This is a genomic window from Janibacter cremeus, assembly GCF_013409205.1.
Classification (GTDB): Bacteria; Actinomycetota; Actinomycetes; order Actinomycetales; family Dermatophilaceae; genus Janibacter; species Janibacter cremeus.
Genome location: NZ_JACCAE010000001.1, coordinates 1832758 through 1848981, shown reverse-complemented (window position 1 = coordinate 1848981; position 16224 = coordinate 1832758). Strand labels below are relative to the sequence as shown.

Annotated in this window: 17 protein-coding genes and 1 riboswitch; of the genes, 8 read left to right on the top strand and 9 right to left on the bottom strand. The window is 70.5% G+C overall.

All coding sequences use genetic code 11. The annotated features are described in order from the left end of the window. Positions 1-39 precede the first annotated feature (39 nt). From BJY20_RS08790 to BJY20_RS16460, 5 genes are all read right to left on the bottom strand, one after another. Entirely contained in the window at positions 40-1077 is a 1038-nt protein-coding gene (locus BJY20_RS08790) for an alcohol dehydrogenase catalytic domain-containing protein (RefSeq protein ID WP_185991182.1), read from the bottom strand. A gap of 111 nt (positions 1078-1188) precedes the next feature. Further along, positions 1189-2541, bottom strand: a complete 1353-nt coding sequence (locus BJY20_RS08785) for a short-chain fatty acid transporter (protein ID WP_185991181.1) — start codon at positions 2539-2541, stop codon at positions 1189-1191. Between the two features lie 110 nt (positions 2542-2651). Next, positions 2652-3203 carry a hypothetical protein gene (locus BJY20_RS08780; protein ID WP_343062827.1) on the bottom strand — a complete coding sequence of 184 codons (552 nt, stop codon included), beginning with the start codon at positions 3201-3203 and terminating at the stop codon, positions 2652-2654. Next, the gene (locus tag BJY20_RS08775; protein ID WP_185991180.1) at positions 3187-3432 is read right to left on the bottom strand and encodes a hypothetical protein; all 246 of its coding nucleotides are present in this window, start codon (positions 3430-3432) and stop codon (positions 3187-3189) included. The genes BJY20_RS08780 and BJY20_RS08775 overlap by 17 nt, the downstream gene beginning before the upstream one ends. 96 nt (positions 3433-3528) lie before the next feature. Then, positions 3529-4482, bottom strand: coding sequence for a GNAT family N-acetyltransferase (locus BJY20_RS16460; protein ID WP_185991179.1), 954 nt, complete (start codon positions 4480-4482; stop codon positions 3529-3531). 237 nt (positions 4483-4719) lie between these two features. After that, positions 4720-4884: riboswitch (cyclic di-AMP (ydaO/yuaA leader) on the top strand. Here BJY20_RS16460 and BJY20_RS08765 point away from each other — a divergent pair. The 6 genes from BJY20_RS08765 (at position 4882) to BJY20_RS08740 (ending at position 10536) form a co-directional block, all read left to right on the top strand. Next, positions 4882-5886 (top strand): C40 family peptidase, encoded by a 1005-nt coding sequence (locus BJY20_RS08765; protein ID WP_185991178.1) that lies wholly within the window; start codon positions 4882-4884, stop codon positions 5884-5886. Its footprint overlaps the riboswitch before it by 3 nt. A 96-nt stretch (positions 5887-5982) precedes the next feature. Beyond that, positions 5983-6687: a GTP pyrophosphokinase gene (locus BJY20_RS08760; protein WP_185991177.1), complete on the top strand. Its 705-nt coding sequence runs from the start codon at positions 5983-5985 to the stop codon at positions 6685-6687. 195 nt (positions 6688-6882) lie between these two features. Next, positions 6883-7704, top strand: coding sequence for a C40 family peptidase (locus BJY20_RS08755; RefSeq protein ID WP_246297137.1), 822 nt, complete (start codon positions 6883-6885; stop codon positions 7702-7704). A gap of 74 nt (positions 7705-7778) precedes the next feature. Further along, positions 7779-8396, top strand: coding sequence for a class I SAM-dependent DNA methyltransferase (locus BJY20_RS08750; protein ID WP_185991176.1), 618 nt, complete (start codon positions 7779-7781; stop codon positions 8394-8396). Between the two features lie 83 nt (positions 8397-8479). Then, positions 8480-8926, top strand: coding sequence for an SRPBCC family protein (locus tag BJY20_RS08745; protein ID WP_185991175.1), 447 nt, complete (start codon positions 8480-8482; stop codon positions 8924-8926). 20 nt (positions 8927-8946) lie between these two features. Further along, complete coding sequence (locus BJY20_RS08740; RefSeq protein WP_185991174.1) at positions 8947-10536, top strand: phytoene desaturase family protein; 1590 nt, start codon at positions 8947-8949, stop codon at positions 10534-10536. A 25-nt stretch (positions 10537-10561) separates the two neighbouring features. Here the strand turns inward: BJY20_RS08740 and BJY20_RS08735 are convergent, their stop codons facing one another. Together BJY20_RS08735 and BJY20_RS08730 are read right to left on the bottom strand one after the other, a co-directional pair. Continuing rightward, the gene (locus tag BJY20_RS08735; RefSeq protein WP_343062826.1) at positions 10562-11263 is read right to left on the bottom strand and encodes a maleylpyruvate isomerase family mycothiol-dependent enzyme; all 702 of its coding nucleotides are present in this window, start codon (positions 11261-11263) and stop codon (positions 10562-10564) included. A gap of 61 nt (positions 11264-11324) precedes the next feature. Then, positions 11325-11795 (bottom strand): hemerythrin domain-containing protein, encoded by a 471-nt coding sequence (locus BJY20_RS08730; protein ID WP_185991173.1) that lies wholly within the window; start codon positions 11793-11795, stop codon positions 11325-11327. A gap of 70 nt (positions 11796-11865) precedes the next feature. On the opposite strand from BJY20_RS08730, the gene BJY20_RS08725 reads away from it, so the two are divergent. Together BJY20_RS08725 and BJY20_RS08720 are read left to right on the top strand one after the other, a co-directional pair. Continuing rightward, positions 11866-12255: an ankyrin repeat domain-containing protein gene (locus BJY20_RS08725; protein ID WP_185991172.1), complete on the top strand. Its 390-nt coding sequence runs from the start codon at positions 11866-11868 to the stop codon at positions 12253-12255. 84 nt (positions 12256-12339) lie between these two features. Continuing rightward, the gene (locus BJY20_RS08720; RefSeq protein WP_185991171.1) at positions 12340-12681 is read left to right on the top strand and encodes a DUF2200 domain-containing protein; all 342 of its coding nucleotides are present in this window, start codon (positions 12340-12342) and stop codon (positions 12679-12681) included. 72 nt (positions 12682-12753) lie between these two features. On the opposite strand, the gene BJY20_RS08715 is transcribed toward BJY20_RS08720, so the two are convergent. Both BJY20_RS08715 and BJY20_RS08710 read right to left on the bottom strand, forming a co-directional pair. Next, complete coding sequence (locus BJY20_RS08715) at positions 12754-13563, bottom strand: ABC transporter permease (protein WP_185991170.1); 810 nt, start codon at positions 13561-13563, stop codon at positions 12754-12756. After that, on the bottom strand, positions 13560-16172 hold the full coding sequence (locus tag BJY20_RS08710; RefSeq protein ID WP_185991169.1) for an alpha/beta fold hydrolase: 2613 nt from the start codon (positions 16170-16172) through the stop codon (positions 13560-13562). The genes BJY20_RS08715 and BJY20_RS08710 overlap by 4 nt, the downstream gene beginning before the upstream one ends. Between the last annotated feature and the right edge of the window lie 52 nt (positions 16173-16224).

The window sequence follows — 16224 nt, the reverse complement described above, 5'->3', positions numbered from 1 at the left end:
CACGATGTGAGGGTCAAGGCCGTACCCGGCGACTGCCTCTCAGATGGTCGCGGCATCGATGACGAAGCGATACCGCACGTCGGAGGCGACGACCCGGTCCCAGGCCTCGTTGACCTTCTCCGCGGGGATGACCTCGATCTGGGCGCCGATGCCCTTCTCGGCGCAGAAGTCGAGCATCTCCTGGGTCTCGGGGATGCCGCCGATCAGGGAGCCGGCCAGGGACTTGCCGCCCCCGATCAGGGAGAAGGCGGGGACCGTGAAGGGCTCGACGGGTGCGCCGACGTTGACCAATGTGCCCTCGACGGCGAGCAGGGACAGGTACTTGTGGATCGGCAGGTTGGCACTGACCGTGTTGAGGATCAGGTCGAACTTGCCGCGCAGGTCCGTGAAGGTCGTGTCGTCGCTCGTCGCGCGGTAGTCCACGGCTCCGAAGGCCAGCCCGTCCTCCTGCTTCTTCAACGACTGGGACAGCACGGTCACCTCGGCGCCGAGCGCGACGGCGATCTGCACGCCCATGTGTCCGAGCCCGCCGAGGCCGATGACGGCGACCTTCGAGCCCTTCTCGACACCGAAGCGACGCAACGGGGACCAGGTCGTGACCCCGGCGCACAGCAGCGGCGCGGCGACGTCGAGGTCGAGCCCCTGCGGGATCTGCAGGACGAAGTCGGCGTCGACCACGACGTGGGTCGAGTACCCACCTTGGGTGATGCTGCCGTCCCGGTCGGTCCCGGCGTAGGTGCCGACCTGCTTGGTGCAGTACTGCTCCTTGCCCGCCTTGCAGGCATCGCACTCCCGGCAGGAGTTGACCATGCAGCCGACGCCGACCCGGTCGCCGACGGTGTGCGTGGTGACCGCCGAGCCGACCTCGGCGACGGTTCCGGCGATCTCGTGGCCGACGACGAGGGGGTAGGGGGCCTGTCCCCACTCGCTGCGGGCGGTGTGGATGTCGCTGTGGCAGACGCCGGCGTAGGCGATCTCGATCAGGACGTCGTTCTCACCGACGTCGCGGCGCTCGATGGTGGTCGCGGACAGGGATTCGGTGGCGGACGTGGCCGCCCAGGCCTTCACGATGCGCACGGGGGCGCTCCTCTCGTCGGGAGAAGGGGGATCGGTCCCAGTCAACTCCTCGCCCCCCTTCGCCGCCAAACAGCCGACCCGGCGACGGCCTCCCCCTTGCGGATGCCGCTGTCAGAGCGAGGCGAGCACCATGGTGACGGCGAAGACGACACCGGTGACGATGAGCGTGACGGTGGTGAAGCCCATGACGTCGCGGATGCGCAGTCGAGCGATCGCCAGCATTGGCAGCGCCCAGAACGGCTGGATCATGTTCGTCCACTGGTCGCCGTAGGCCACGCCCATGACCACGATCGCCGGGTCGACACCCAGCTGTTTGGCGGCGTCGAGGAAGATCGGTGCTTGGATGGCGAACTGGCCTCCGCCGGAGGGGACGAAAACGTTGACGATGCCGCCGGCGAGGAAGGCCCACACGCCCAGCGTCGTCTCGGTGGAGATCGAGACGAAGAAGTCGGCGAGCATCGCCACCAGACCAGTGGCGGTCATGATGCCCATGATCCCGGCGTAGAGGGGGAACTGCACGAGGATCTCGCCGACGTTGGCAGCCGCCTTGGCCACGAGCTGACCGAGCTCGCGCGCGTTGCGGACGAGGAGCAGCACGAGACAGAGGAAGGTCCAGTTGACGATGTCCAGCGTGAGCGACATCCCCTCCTGGGCGAAGTAGAGGATCAGGTAGGCAAGGAGGAAGAGACCGATCGCCAGCGTGACGAAGCGGGAGGTGTCGATGCGGTCGGCGGGCGTCGGGCCCTCGGTGGTCTCGATGGGGTCGTTGCCCTGCGCATCCTCGAGCGAAGCGCCCTTCGGCAGCTCGACGATGCGATCGTCCTTCCCCGGAGCCATCAGCATCATCGTGCCGACGACGGCGATGACGGTGACGACGGCCGCGAGCATGTTCCACGAGGCGAAGATCGTCTCGGTGACGGGGATGGTGTGACCCAGCTGGTCCTCGACGAAGCTGCCCGGAGTCGCGGCCGCCAGCGGACCCGAGCCGGAGTAGCCCATGTGCCAGACGACGAAGCCGGAGTAGCCGGCTGCGACGAGCAGCGGATAGTGCAACTTCAGGCCACGGTCGCGACCGATGCGGGCCACCTCGATGGACAGCAGTGCCGCGACCACCAGGCCCAGTCCCCAGGTGAAGAGCGAGGCCACGGCGGCACAGAGGGCAACGAAGCCGTAGGCCTGTGCGGGTGTGCGCGGGACACGGGCGAGTCGCTCCAGCAGGCGCCGCACCGGCCCGGTGTTGGCCAGCATGTAGCCCAGCAGCAGCACCAACGCCATCTGCGTCATGAAGGCCAGCAGGCCGGTCAGGCCGTCACCCCACGCGCGGACCACCTCCACGGGGCCGCTGTCGGTGGCGAGCAACGCCCCCACGGCGACGATGGCAGTGAGGACGACCGCGAAGACGAAGGCGGTGGGGAGGTACCGCTCGGCGAGCCGGACCAACGGCCGGGAGACGACCTTGAGCATTTTCGGGCTCCTGTGTCGGCTGTGACGTGGACCACCTCAGGCTAGATCAGGAGCGCCCCGGATGACGCCCGGACAGGCGGAGCACCGTCGGCAGGCCTGCGCCCGGGACGTCAGGCATCCTCGGCCGGCAGGCCGGTGTCGCGCACGAGGTAGACCCAAGGGAAGGCGCGGACGGCCACCTGCCATCCGTCGTCCTCCCACCGGCGAAGGGGGCCGGTCCAGACCACGCGCCTGTGCTCCCACTGGGTCGAGGTACGGCGGACCCGGTGCTTGAGCATCCCGAGGCCGATGGTGCGCCACCCCTGTCGGCCGGCGATCTCCAGCTCCGCCATCTCGTCGAAGGCAGTGACCGGCCCGAGCCACCGCTCTCCCGTGTCGTACGGGTCCTCGTCGGTGCCGGCCCGACGGTCACCGAAGCGCTGCTGGACTGCCTGCCGGCTCATCCCGAGCTCGGCACCAAGGCTCGCCCAGCTGTGCCCGGCCCCCCGTGCCGCGCCGACCGCCTGTCGCATGAGTACGTCGACTTCGGTCTCTGCAGCGGCGGCGCGCCGGACGATCGCGAGGTGGTCCTGACCATCCTCATCACCGTCGAGCCCGGCCAGGATCGCCGCGCCCAGTGCCTGGGCCAGCTCCGGGGGCCCGAGCTCAGCGCCCACTGCCACGACTCGGCAGCCACGCTGCGGGCTCCACCCCGGCCGCCACCGACTCGTCTGCGCCGTGGAGCATCCCGAGAAAGAACGCCCCGACGAGGGCGACCGCAAAACTCGCGCCCTGCAGCAGACCGCCGACGAAGCCGTCGGGGCCCACATCGATGCTCACGAAGAGCCCCACCGCACCCACGGCAATGAGTGCCCACATCACGGGCCTGGTCTTCCGATTGATCGCTGTCATGTGTCAACCATGTCTTGACGCGCCACCGATGTCAATGCAGGGTTGACGTTGCCTTCTTCGCGATCGCGCGCAGGGGCGCCCGACGACACCCCCGCGCTACTCGCGGCCCGGGACCATCAGCCGCAGCAGGGGCGCGGCGTCGTACGGCAGGTCGGCGAGTGGATCGAGCCACCGCACCTCCTCGATCTCGGCCGCCGGAGTCACCTCCGGCCGGGACCGCGCCGACAGGTGCGGGTGGCTGAACACACTCGCAATGAGCGCGCGGCCGGCCTCGTTGGCCGCAGCGGTGCGGTGGACGGCGACCAGCTCGAGCCGATCCGGCGCGAGGACCAGGGCGAGCTCCTCCTCGACCTCCCGGAGGGCGCACTGCTCGGGGGTCTCGCCCGGCTCAGGTTTGCCACCGGGGTGCATGAAGGCTGCCGTCCCCCGCTTGCGGACGGTGAGCACGTGACCGTCCGCGTCAGCGAGGACGACGGCGCTGACGACGATCGCGTCGCCGACGTCCCGCGGGCGATCCGAGGCCAGAGCGGCGTAGACGAGCGTGTCGGTCCACTCACCCTTGCTCCACCAGTCCTGGCGGTGCCGGGCCTCCAGGCCCATCCCGAGCCGCTCGCACAGGGCCGCCGAGGCGACGTTGCGGACATCCACCTGCGCGGCGATACGGTGCATGCCGTACTGGGCGAAGCCGACCTCGAGGACAGCGGCCGCCGCCTCGGTCGCGAAGCCCCGCCCCGCGACGTCCGGGTGGAAGGCCCAGCCCATCTCCCCCTTCGCCCCGGCCTCGTCCGTGGCCCAGAGGGTCACGTCACCGACCACCCGCCCCTCGTGCTCGACGACGAGCGCGAGGGCACGCGCCGGCGTCTCGATGCCCCCACGCTGCACACGCACCGCCAGATGGCGCCGACCTGCCTCTCGAGTCCACGTGTGGAAGCGCAGGTAGCGTGCGACGGCCGGGATCGAGTGGTAAGCCAGCAGGGCATCGAGGTCCGACTCCGCGTAGGGACGCAGGACCAGGCGCTCGGTACGGATGGGCAGGAAGGGAGTGGGCACGGCGTTCAGGATGCCCCCGGAAAGGCCCTTCGGTCACGTCCGCACGAGCGCGGCAACGGCAACCCCGCTCGCCGCAGAACCGCATATAGCGCCACTCCGGCGAAACTGACTGTTGCCTGAACGTGCCGTTCAGATTTCTTGACCCCAACGTGACCATTCCGTGTCCTGATGGGCTAGTGTCATCCCCGCCGCCGCATCCAGCGGAGGCCCGATCTGGTCGCCGAGTCCTGCCACCCCACATCGGATCTGCACAAACAGGAAGTGGCAGGAGCGGGGGACCCAGGACCTCTGGCCTCACGGCCTCGGGGTGCAGTCCTTCTCGGCCCGGACACTTCGGGCCACGGACGGGATGTCTCCATCCCAACCCGACAGCTAACCCCGCAGGCGCAGGAGAGCTCGATGACCCAGTTCTACGCCGGTCGCCACCGCGCACCGCAGCTGCCCACCCTCCGCAAGACCGGCCTGAGCATCACCGCGGCCGCAGCGCTGAGCCTCACCGCTCCGGCCCTGCTGACCACGGGGAGCGCCTCCGCTGCGCCGGCCACCGTGAGCACCCCGTCGGCCAAGAGCACGACGAGCTCCTTCTCCGGGATCGTCAGCTACGGCGACCGCGGCTCCGTGGTGCGCGAGATCCAGCGCGCCGTCGGCGCCAGCGCCGACGGCATCTTCGGCCCCGCGACGCTCTCCGCCGTCAAGCGCTACCAGGCCAGCCACGGCCTGACCGTCGACGGAGTTGTCGGCCCGCGCACCGGTACCGACATGGGTCTGGGTGGCTCCAGCTCCAGCACATCGAACCGCCCGTCGAGCAGCAGCTCGAACTTCACCGGACTCGTCAGCTACGGCGACCGCGGCTCCGTGGTGCGCGAGATCCAGCGCGCCGTCGGCGCCAGCGCCGACGGCATCTTCGGCCCCGGGACCCGCTCCGCCGTCAAGCGCTACCAGGCCAGCCACGGCCTGACCGTCGATGGAGTCGTCGGCCCGCGCACCGGCTCGGTCATGGGACTGACGGGGTCCTCCTCGACCACGCGCCCCTCGCGCGACAACAATCGTCCCTCGCTGGGCGGCGGCACGAGCAGCAGCTCGGTCCTGGGTACCGCGGCCGGCCTGGTCGGTACCCCCTACCGCTACGGCGGGACGACCCCCAGCGGCTTCGACTGCTCCGGCTTCACCCAGTACGTGTTCGCGAAGCACGGGGTCTCCCTCCCGCGCACGGCCGAGCAGCAGCGTCAGGCCACCACGCGCGTCTCGTCGCCGCAGCCGGGCGACCTCGTCTTCTTCGGCGCCCCGGCGTACCACAACGGCATCTACGCCGGGAACGGCATGATGTACGACTCCGGCAACTCCCGCGTGCCCGTCTCCAAGCGAGCGATCTGGACCTCCAACGTGACCTACGGCCGCGTCTGATCCACGGCCACGACGAAGGGCTCCGACCACCACGGTCGGGGCCCTTCGTCGCGCTCTAGGCTGGTGGTCGATGGACACCTACGCCGTGGCGACGACATGAGCAGGACACCCGAGCTGTCCGACGAGGCCGTGCGCCGCTTTGCCCAGATCCGTGAGGACTTCACGCGGATGATGCTCGGGTACCGATTCGGCATGGAGCAGGTGGCCACGCGGCTGGACATCCTGCGGGAGGAGTTCACCGAGCTGCACCAGGACAACCCGATCGAGCACATCTCCACGCGGCTGAAGAGCCCCGAGAGCATCATGGCCAAGGCCGCCCGCCAGGGTGTCGAGCTGGAGATCGAGGCGCTGCGTGGGGCCATCACCGACATCGCCGGCATCCGCGTCGTGTGCCCTTTCGTCGCTGACGTCTACCGCCTCGTCGACTCCCTCACCGCACAGCCGGACATCACCGTGCGCACGGTGAAGGACTACATCGCCGACCCCAAGCCGAACGGCTACCGCTCCCTCCACGTCATCCTGGAGATCCCGGTGTTCCTCTCCTCCGGGGCCGTCCAGGTCCCCGTCGAGGTTCAGTTCCGGACTGTCGCGATGGACTTCTGGGCGAGCACCGAGCACAAGATCTTCTACAAGTACCAGGGCGCCGTCCCGGCCGAGCTGCGCCGGCGCATCACCGAGGCCGCCTCGACCGCCGCCCGGATGGACGAGGAGATGGCCGACCTGCTTCGCAGCGTCCACGGCGAGGCCGAGAGCGACCACGCGCGCTCGCAGACCCGGGCGCCCCGGCAGGACTTCATCTGAACCAAGGCTCGCCGGGCAACTGCGAGATGGCGTTATAAATTCGTTACTTCATGCCCTACGGTGGTCCGCGGCTCCGGCATGCGCCAGAGCCCCGTCAGGGAGCGCCGCATCCTGCCGATCCCGACGGCCCCCTGTTCGACACAGGCAGGAGCGGGCTCCCGGCAGTCGGTGGTCCGCAGGCGTGAGGAGACTCGAATGACCACGTTCTACGCCGGGCGCCACCGCGTTCACCGCATGGCCCCGACCACGACCCAGCGTGCGGGGGTCGGCATCCTTGCCGCGGCCGCCCTCAGCCTGGGCGCAACCACCATGACCGCGACGAGCGCCTCCGCCAACGCGGGCGGCCCCACCGGCAACGCACCGACAGCGACGAACGCTGCAGCCCCGACCGGTTCGTCGGACTTCGGCGGCTTCGTGAGCCCGGGCGACCGGGGCGGTGTCGTCACGCAGATCCAGCAGCAGGTCGGCGCCGCCGAGGACGGGGTCTTCGGCCCCGCGACCGAGCAGGCCGTCAAGGCTTGGCAGGGCGACAACGATCTCGTCGCCGACGGTGTCGTCGGCCCGAGGACCGGCTCCGCGATGGGTCTGGGTAGCGGTGCGACCACGTCCAGCGAGTCCGTTGCCACGTCCAGCGAGTCGGACGCCACCGACGGCGGCGGTGCCAACTCGGTGGAGGCCGACACCGCGAGCTCATCGATCCTCGGTACGGCCGCCGGCCTCGTGGGGACCCCCTACGTCTACGGCGGCGAGGACCCCTCCGGCTTCGACTGCTCCGGCTTCACCCAGTACGTCTTCGCCCAGCACGGGGTCGACCTGCCGCGGATGACCGGCGACCAGCAGGCAGCGGCCACCCCGGTGTCCGACCCGCAGCCGGGTGACCTCGTCTTCTTCGGCTCCCCCGCCTACCACGTGGGCATCTACGCGGGCGACGGCCAGATGTACGACTCCGGAACGTCCGGCTCCACCGTCACCAAGCGTGACATCTGGACCGAGAACGTGACCTACGGTCGCTTCTGATCCGATCCGCACAAGGGCCCCGACCGGCACCGGTCGGGGCCCTTGCGTCGTGAAGGTGGTGGCAGGCTGTGCGCATGAGCACCCACAGCTTCGACGACAAGGCCGCGACCTGGGACGACGACCCGGACAAGGCCCGCCAGTCGGGTGAGGTCGCCCGAGGAATCGCCGCCGCCGTCCCGCTGGCCCCACGCAGCCGGGTCCTGGAGTACGGCGCGGGCACGGGCCTGGTGATGATCGCCCTGCTCGACGACCTCGTCGAGCCGATCCTCACGCTGGCCGACAACTCCTCCGGAATGCGGCAGGTGCTCGCCGACAAGGTCGAGGCGGGTGTCCTCCCTTCGCCGACCCGCGTGTCGGACCTCGACCTGGAGACCCACCCGGTCCCGACCGACCGTTACGACCTCGTCCTCTCCTCGATGGTCATGCACCACGTGAAGAGCCTCGACGTCGTGCTCGCGGCCTTCTTCGAGGTGCTCGGCCCCGGCGGCCACCTGTGCATCGCCGACCTGGACAAGGAGGACGGCTCCTTCCACCAGCACGACTTCGACGGGCACCACGGCTTCGACCGGACCAGCCTGCAGGCAAGCTTGGAGCGCGCCGGGTTCACCGACGTCACCGTCTCGGACTGCTCCTCGATCACCCGCGACGACGCCACCTACCCCGTTTTCCTCGCGGTGGCCCGCAAACCCTGAGGACCCCACGACGCAACGTCTCCCGCATGGACTGCCGCGGCCCGGGTAGATCACGAACTCCCGACCCATCCGTGGAGGAGTCCATGCCCGAGAACACGATCGTCATCGACGCCTCGCCCAGCGCCGTGTGGGAGGTGCTCGCCGACGGGTGGCTCTTCCCGCTGTGGGTCGTCGGCGCGTGCCGGATCCGCGACGTGGAGCCGAGCTGGCCGGCAGCAGGAAGTCGCATCCACCACTCCGTCGGCGTCTGGCCGGGCGTCATCGACGACAACACCGAGGTGCTGGCCTCCGAGGCGGAAAGAGAGCTGCGCCTGCGGGCCCGGGCATGGCCGATGGGCGAGGCGGAGGTCCTCATCACCGTGACACCCTCCGGCGGGCAGAGCGAGGTGACCATCGTCGAGGAGCTCGCCTCCGGACCCGGTCGGCTCGTGCCCGCCGCGGTCCGCAAGACGGGGATCGCCTGGCGCAACAAGGAGACCCTGCGCCGGCTCGAACTCCTCGTCGAGGGACGCGCCGCCCGATCGGTTTGATCCCGTAGGACGATAGCTCCATGACCAGCACAGCACCCGACGCGATCGTCATCGGTGCCGGACCCAACGGCCTCGTCGCCGCCAACCACCTCATCGACGCCGGGTGGTCGGTGCTGGTCCTCGAGTCAGCGCCGGAAGTCGGCGGTGCGGTGCACAGCTCGCGCGACGTCCACCCGGACTTCGTCCACGACACCGGTAGCGCGTTCTACCCGCTCGCCGCGGCCTCACCGGCGATCACCTCGCTCCACCTCGAAGAGCACGGGCTGCGGTGGCAACAGGCGCCGGCAGTCCTCGGCCACCCCACCCGCGACGGCGAGTGGGCGCTGCTCCACCGCGACCGCGAGGTCACCGCCGCGTCGATGGAGGGACAGCACCGCGGCGACGGCGACGCCTGGCTGCGGTTGTGCGAGCAGTGGGACCGGATCGGCGACCACCTCGTCAGGGGACTGCTCACCCCCTTCCCTCCCGTGCGCGCATCGGCGGGCGGACTCACCCGGCTGCCCGGCGTCGGCGGGTTGCGCTTCATCAGGGACCTGCTGACCCCGGTGCAGCAACTCGTGCGCGACCGCTTCGACGGACGCTCCCCGCAGCTGCTCCTCGCCGGGAACGCCGGGCACGCCGACATCCCGCTCGACGCGCCGGGGTCCTCGCTCATGGCCCTGATGCTGACGATGCTCGGACAGACGGTGGGCTACCCGGTCCCCGAGGGTGGCGCGCACCAGCTCACGCTGGTCCTCGCCCGGCGTCTCGAGTCCCTCGGCGGCGAGGTCCGCCGTGGCACCCGGGTGTCCGGGATCGACGTCATCGACGGCCGGGTCGCGCGTGTGCGCACCGCCGAGGGCGAGGCCATCGCCGCCGGCCGGGCGGTCGTCGCTACCGTGAGCGCGCCCGCGCTCTACGGGAGTCTGCTCGACGCGCAGGACGTCCCCGCAAGGGTGGCGAAGGGGATGGAGCAGTTCGCCATGGACCCGGCCACGGTCAAGGTGGACTGGGCGCTCGACGGTACGGTCCCGTGGGCGTCGCCGCCCGTCTCGGCCCCGGGCACGGTCCACATCGCCGACTCCCTGGAGCAGATGACCGATTCGCTGGGTCAGGTCTCGGCGGGGGCGGTCCCGGCGCAGCCCTTCATGCTCGCCGGGCAGATGACGACGGCCGACCCCACCCGCTCACCGACGGGCACGGAGTCGATGTGGGCCTACACCCATGTGCCGCAGGTGACGCGCTCCGACGCGGGCGCCGGCGGCATCCGGGGCGAGTGGGACCGTGACGACTGCGAGCGCTTCGCCGACCGGATGCAGGAGCGGATCGAGCAGCTGGCACCCGGATTCGGCTCACGGGTCGTCACCCGGCGTGTCCTCGGGCCGCACGAGCTCGAGGCCCACGACGCCAACCTCATCGGTGGGGCGCTCAACGGCGGCACCGCGCAGCTGCACCAGCAGCTGGTCTTCCGTCCCGTACCGGGCGCCGGCCGGGCGGAGACCGGAATCAAGGGGCTCTACCTGGGGTCGGCCTCCGCCCATCCGGGCGGCGGGGTGCACGGTGCTCCCGGAGCGAATGCGGCCCGGGCGGCACTGGCGCACGCGCGGGTGCGCAACCTCCTGCCGTGGTGAGAGCCACCCGCTCAGCCGCCGGGACTCATCCGAGGACCGCGAGCCCCGGGCCGCGCAGATCCTCGACGGCCACGGTGCGGCCGGAGATGACCATGAGTAGCGACAACGCTGGACCGGCGACCTCGGGCCCATCGCGGGTGCTGAAGTCGGCGTCAGTGGCCCGTAGGCCCACCCGTCGCGCCACGTCCTTGCCGCCGCCCATTGCACTGGACGTGCGGGCCTGGTAGCGCAGTGACCGCAGGACCGCCTCCGGCAAGTAGTCGTGGTGGATGCCCAGAGGACGACGGATATCCTCACCGTGCAGGACCTCCTCGACGAGGCGGCTGTCGAGCGGCGCCGGCGGCCCGGAGGTCCTTCCGACGACGCGGGCGAGCCGGTCGAGGGTCTCGCCGGGGGTGTCACCGCGCTCGCGTTTCATACCGCGTTCGTTCTGGCGGTCGAAGTCGAAGCCAGCCCGGACCATCGCCCAGATGACCCCGACCGGGGTGGCGCGTGCGTTGTCGACGAGGTGCGCAGCGACGTCGTGGACGCTCCACCCCGCACACAGTGACGCGTGGGCCCACTGCTCGTCGGTCGCGGCTGCCAGGTCCTCCACGAGGGCGGCGCGCTCTGCGTGCACGATCGACCAGATGTCCGTCATGGTCATATCTTCCTCGGCCGTCATCGGGCCGGCCAGTGCGTCGCGGTCGACTTGGGTGTGCGTGGAGACGTGGAGCTCGTCGGTCAACTGGTAGCGACGAAGCTGTTCCCCCGCCGGTCCGTCACCGCCAGTCTGTCGGTGACCACCGTCAGGCGGGGGCCATCTCGGCGCGCCAGCCGCCGGGGAGGTCCCCGTCGACGAGCGAGATCGCGACCTGCTCCAGCTCCTCGGTCGCCAGGCTCTCGTCCGCGGCCGGGTAGAGGATCTGCTCCTCCTTCAGGTTGTGCGCCGCGAGCTGTGCGGCCAGTCGCTCGCACTCGCGGCGAAGGGAGGCCACGTCCGGCTGGTCCTCGGCCAGGAAGGTCTCGACCGTGTCGAGGGTCTGCCAGATCTCCCCGTGCTCGCGGAGCATGACCAGGACGGGCGGGATCATCCCGGCCGCACGCAACGGTGGGAACAGGTGCGCCTCCTCGACGTAGATGTGGTGCCGCAGCTCCCTCGCCGACGCGCGGAAGCTCGCCGCCCGCACCTCCCCTTCGTCCAGACCGGCGACGAACTCGGCAAGTCGCTCGTCGATGCTGTGGTGCTCCGACTTCAGGTCCGTGGCCACACCGCTCATCGCACTCTCCTTGGGTTTACTACGAGTTGACTAGTGACAATACCTTGCCGCCGACCGGCACACTGGATCCATGAGCGAACTCCCCGACGACGCGATCGAGCTCGCCCACCAGCTCTTCGACATGGCGCGTGAGGGGCGCGGGGAGCGGCTCGGTGCCTACCTCGACGCCGGCGCGCCGACCGACCTGACCGACCCGAGCGGCAACACCCTGCTCATGCTCGCGGCGTACCACGGCCACTCGGATCTGGTGAGCGATCTGGCGCGGCGTGGAGCCGACGTCGACGCCCTCAACGACCGCGGCCAGAGTCCGCTGGCCGGCGCCGTCTTCAAGGGGGAGGACGAGGTCGTGGCCGTGCTGCTCGAGCAGGGGGCCGATCCCGACGCCGGGCAGCCGACCGCCCGCGCGACCGCAGAGATGTTCGATCGAGACCTGAGGACCGTGCACAAGAAGGACTCCTGATGCACGAGTTGCAGGAAGTAAGGGGTGCCGGTTGCCAGGAGTCCCTTCTGTGCACGCGCTGGTGGCGACGGATACCGTCCCGTCATGAGCAAGATCTTCACCATGAGCGTCGCCTCCGTGTACGTGCACTACGTCACCAAGGTCGAGCGCAAGGGCCGCACGACGGACGAGCTCGACGAGGTGATCCGCTGGCTGACCGGCTTCGACCAGCAGCAGCTGCAGCGCCACCTCGACGACGAGACGACCTTCGAGGACTTCTTCGCCGAGGCGACCCTCAACCCCCACGCCTCCCTGATCACCGGCTCCGTCTGCGGCGTGAAGGTCCAGGAGGTCGAGGACCCGCTCATGCGGCAGATCCGCTACATGGACAAGCTCGTCGACGAGCTGGCCAAGGGCAAGGCCATGGACACCATCCTGCGCGGCTGACCTGCCTCGGCCGGGCCGGCGAGACGGCCGAAGCCAGCAGCGACGGCCAAGGACTGACGACGGGGCGGCCAGTCAGCTGAGCACGTCCTTGCGGGCAAAATGGCGATACCCGAGGGCGATGAAGACCACGGCATACAGCAGTGCCCACAACACCCCGGGCAGCAGGGCCGCGTAGTCCGGGTCCGCGGTGAACAGCCCGATCCACTCCTGCGAGTAGTGGTTGGGCAGCGCCCGCCGGTAGTCCCCGAGCGTGGTCAGCGCGTCCAGGATCGAGGAGACGATCGACGCGATCACGGCGACGCCGACCGCGGCCAGCGGCGCGTCGGTGCGCACGCCCATCCAGAAGGCCACTGCGGCGAAGGGCAGCTGGGCGATGAAGACGTATCCGGCGGCCACCCCGAGGCGGGAGAGCACGTGGCCCCAGCCGAGCGTCCCGCCGTCGCTCAGCGACAGCGGGCTCCAGCCGTAGACCACTCCCCCCACCAGCAGTACCCACCCCAGCAGGACGAGCACCGCCAGGGCAGTCAGGCCCAGCCCGACGAGCACCTTGCTGGTGAGCAACCTGACCCGTGGCACCGGGGCGATGAGCAGGTAGCGCAGCGAGGCCCACGAGGCCTCCGCCGGCACCGGGTCGCCGACGAAGAGGGCCGCCAGGATGAGGATGAGCAGCTGAGCAGTGATGAGCAGCATGAAGACCGCGAAGTTGGCTGCTCCCGACGTGGCGAGGCCGGCGAAGCCCTGCCCCGTGCTGTCGTCATCGCCCAGGGTGAAGGCGGCGACCACGACCAGCGGGAGGGCGATCAGGACCACGTAGGCCCACCGGGTACGGGGTCGGGTGACCTGGCGCCGCAGCTCCACGCGCAGGCTGAGGGGGCGGCTCATCGTGGTCGCACCTGGTTGAGGTGGTCACCGTCGCCGGCCCCGGCGATGGTCGAGAGGAAGACCGACTCCAGGGTGTGCCCCTCCGCGACACCGACGTCGTCGACCGAGCCGGAGACCAGCACCCGGCCGGCGTGCATCACGACGACGTGCGAGCAGGTCAGCTCGACCTCGGCCAGCAGGTGGCTGGAGACGATCACGGTGCGCCCACCTGCGGCGTACTCGGCGAGCATCGGGCGCATGGCGGCGATCTGCGGTGGATCCAGCCCGTTGGTCGGCTCGTCGAGGATGAGCACCTCCGGCATCCCGAGCATCGCCTGCGCGATGCCGAGGCGTTGCCGCATGCCTTGGCTGTATGCCCTGACCGGGCGATCGATCGCGTCGCCGAGCGCAGCGATCTCGAGAGCCTCCTCCAGCTGCGCCTCCTCGGCGGCCCTACCGGTGGCGGCCCAGTAGGAGAGCAGGTTGGCCCGTCCGCTGAGGTGCGGCACGAAGCCGGGGCCCTCCACGAGCGCGCCGACCCGACGCAACACGTCGGCCCCGGCCGTGACCGGCCGTCCCAGGACGTGCACGCTGCCGGCATCGGGGCGGATCAGCCCCATGACCATCCGCAACGTCGTGGTCTTGCCGGCACCGTTGGGACCGAGGAGCCCGACGACCTGGCCTCGCTCGGCCCGCCAGCTCACGTCGTCGACTGCGCGGTGCCCGTCGGGGTAGGCCTTGACGAGCCCGTCGACGGCCAGGGGCACATCGGCGAGATCCTCGCGCACCGGGCACCGGGAACGCCGCCGGCGCAGTGCCACGCCCCCGAGCAGCAGGAGCAGCAGGCCCAGGGCACCCGCCACCCCTAGCGTCTCGCGGTCCCAGACACTGCTGGTGCTCATCGGGGCACCGGCGGCGACCGGGACGGTCAGACCCCGACCTGCCAGCGCCACCTGATCGGCGCGGACCCCGTCCGGCCCCGCGTACGCCGCGTCGGTGGCCGTGACCAGCACCCGCCATGTGGAGCCGGCCGGCATCTCCCAGGTTCCGCCGGGCAGGATCACCTCCACGTCGGTGGCTGCGCCCGGGGTCAGCTCGACTCGGACGGGAGCAACGAGCCGTCGTGGCAGGACGGGGGCGCCATTGCGTACCTCCCACAGCGAGAGGAAGAGCGTGCTGCTCGCCCCGCTCGAGGTGAGCTCGAGATCGATGTGCGGCCGACCGACCACAGTCAGGTCCTGCTCGAGCGGCTCGGTGTCGAAGGCCACCGACTGCCCCGGCAGCGCGGAGAGCGGGTAGGTCGACAGCCCCGCCGTCAGTCCGCCGAGAGCACCGAGACCCGGCAGGCCGGTGTTGGCCTGCGGCACCCCACCCGGTGGGTTGACCAGTGCTGTCCCTGCCACCGGGGACATCGGCAACACCTCGGCGTCGGCACCGGCCGGGGGATAGCTCGCGGCCTCGACGAGTCGCTCGTCCTCGTCGCCACCCGTGCGGCCGGCTGGGGGCAGTGCGTAGCTGAAGGCGGGCACGGGCAACGTCTCCTGCGTGACGGGTTCGTCGGCGCGCAGCGTGCCGGCCAGCCAGGTCAGCAGGTCCTGGGTTTGCTGCTCCTGCTGAGCGGACGGGTCGGTGGGCTGGGGCGCCTCGCTCTCGCCGGGTGGCCCGCCGGCGTCGGCCGATCCCGGGGCGACGCTCTGGGTGGCGCCGTCGTGCCCCCCGTTGAACCACCTGACGGCCACGGGTACCCCGGCCTCCTGCAAGGCCGTGGCGTTGGCATCGGCCTGGTGGATCCCGAACAACGTGTCGGACATGCCCTGCTCGAGGTAGACCGGCGCCTCGATGTCAGCGAGCGTGGGCGCAGGGCTGTGCCTGCTCAGCAGCTTCAGCAGGTCGGGGTCGGCCTGACCGGTCTCGGCAGCCGTGGTGAACAACGTGCACACCCGCGGGGAGAATGCGCCGCAGAGCGAGTCGGCCGGCAATCCGCCACCCAGCCCGCTCATGAAGAAGTTCGAGGCCCACAGCGCCTTGAACGGTCCGGGATCGTCGACCCCGCGCGCCGACTGGGGGAAGAAGGCGTCGGCCAGGTCGTGCCAGGTGATCGAGGCGGCCACCGAGTCGATGCGGGGGTCGGACCCTGCGGCCATCAGGGCCAGGGCGCCGCCGTAGCTGCCTCCGGCGACCGCGACCCTCGGGTCACCCGGCCCGTCCAGTCGTACCTGCGGCTGCTCCGCGATCAGGTCCACCAGTGCACGGGCATCGGCAACTTCGTACTCGGGGTCGTTGAGGTGCACCGACCCGCCGGAGTCGCCGAACCCCCGCGCGCTGTATCCGACCACGAGATACCCGTGCTCTGCCAGGACGCGTGCCCGCTCGGAGAGGTCGTCCTTGCTGCCACCGAAACCGTGCGCGAGCAGCACCGCCTCGTGGGAACTCTCGCCCTCGTCCGCGGGGTGGTAGACGTCGGCGTCGATGGTGACCCGGTCACCGTCCGGGTCCGCGCCCACCTGCACCCTCACCTGCTCGACACGCACCTCCGCATCACCGTCACCGGGCATCGCTGCTGCGGCTGGGGCACCCAGCACGCCAAGAGCCACGGCAGCGACCGGGAGCCGGCGGACCAAAGGGTGCATGCCCAAATATCGCAGGTGGATCGTGACCGGACAGCCCGAGGGTGGCCAGTGG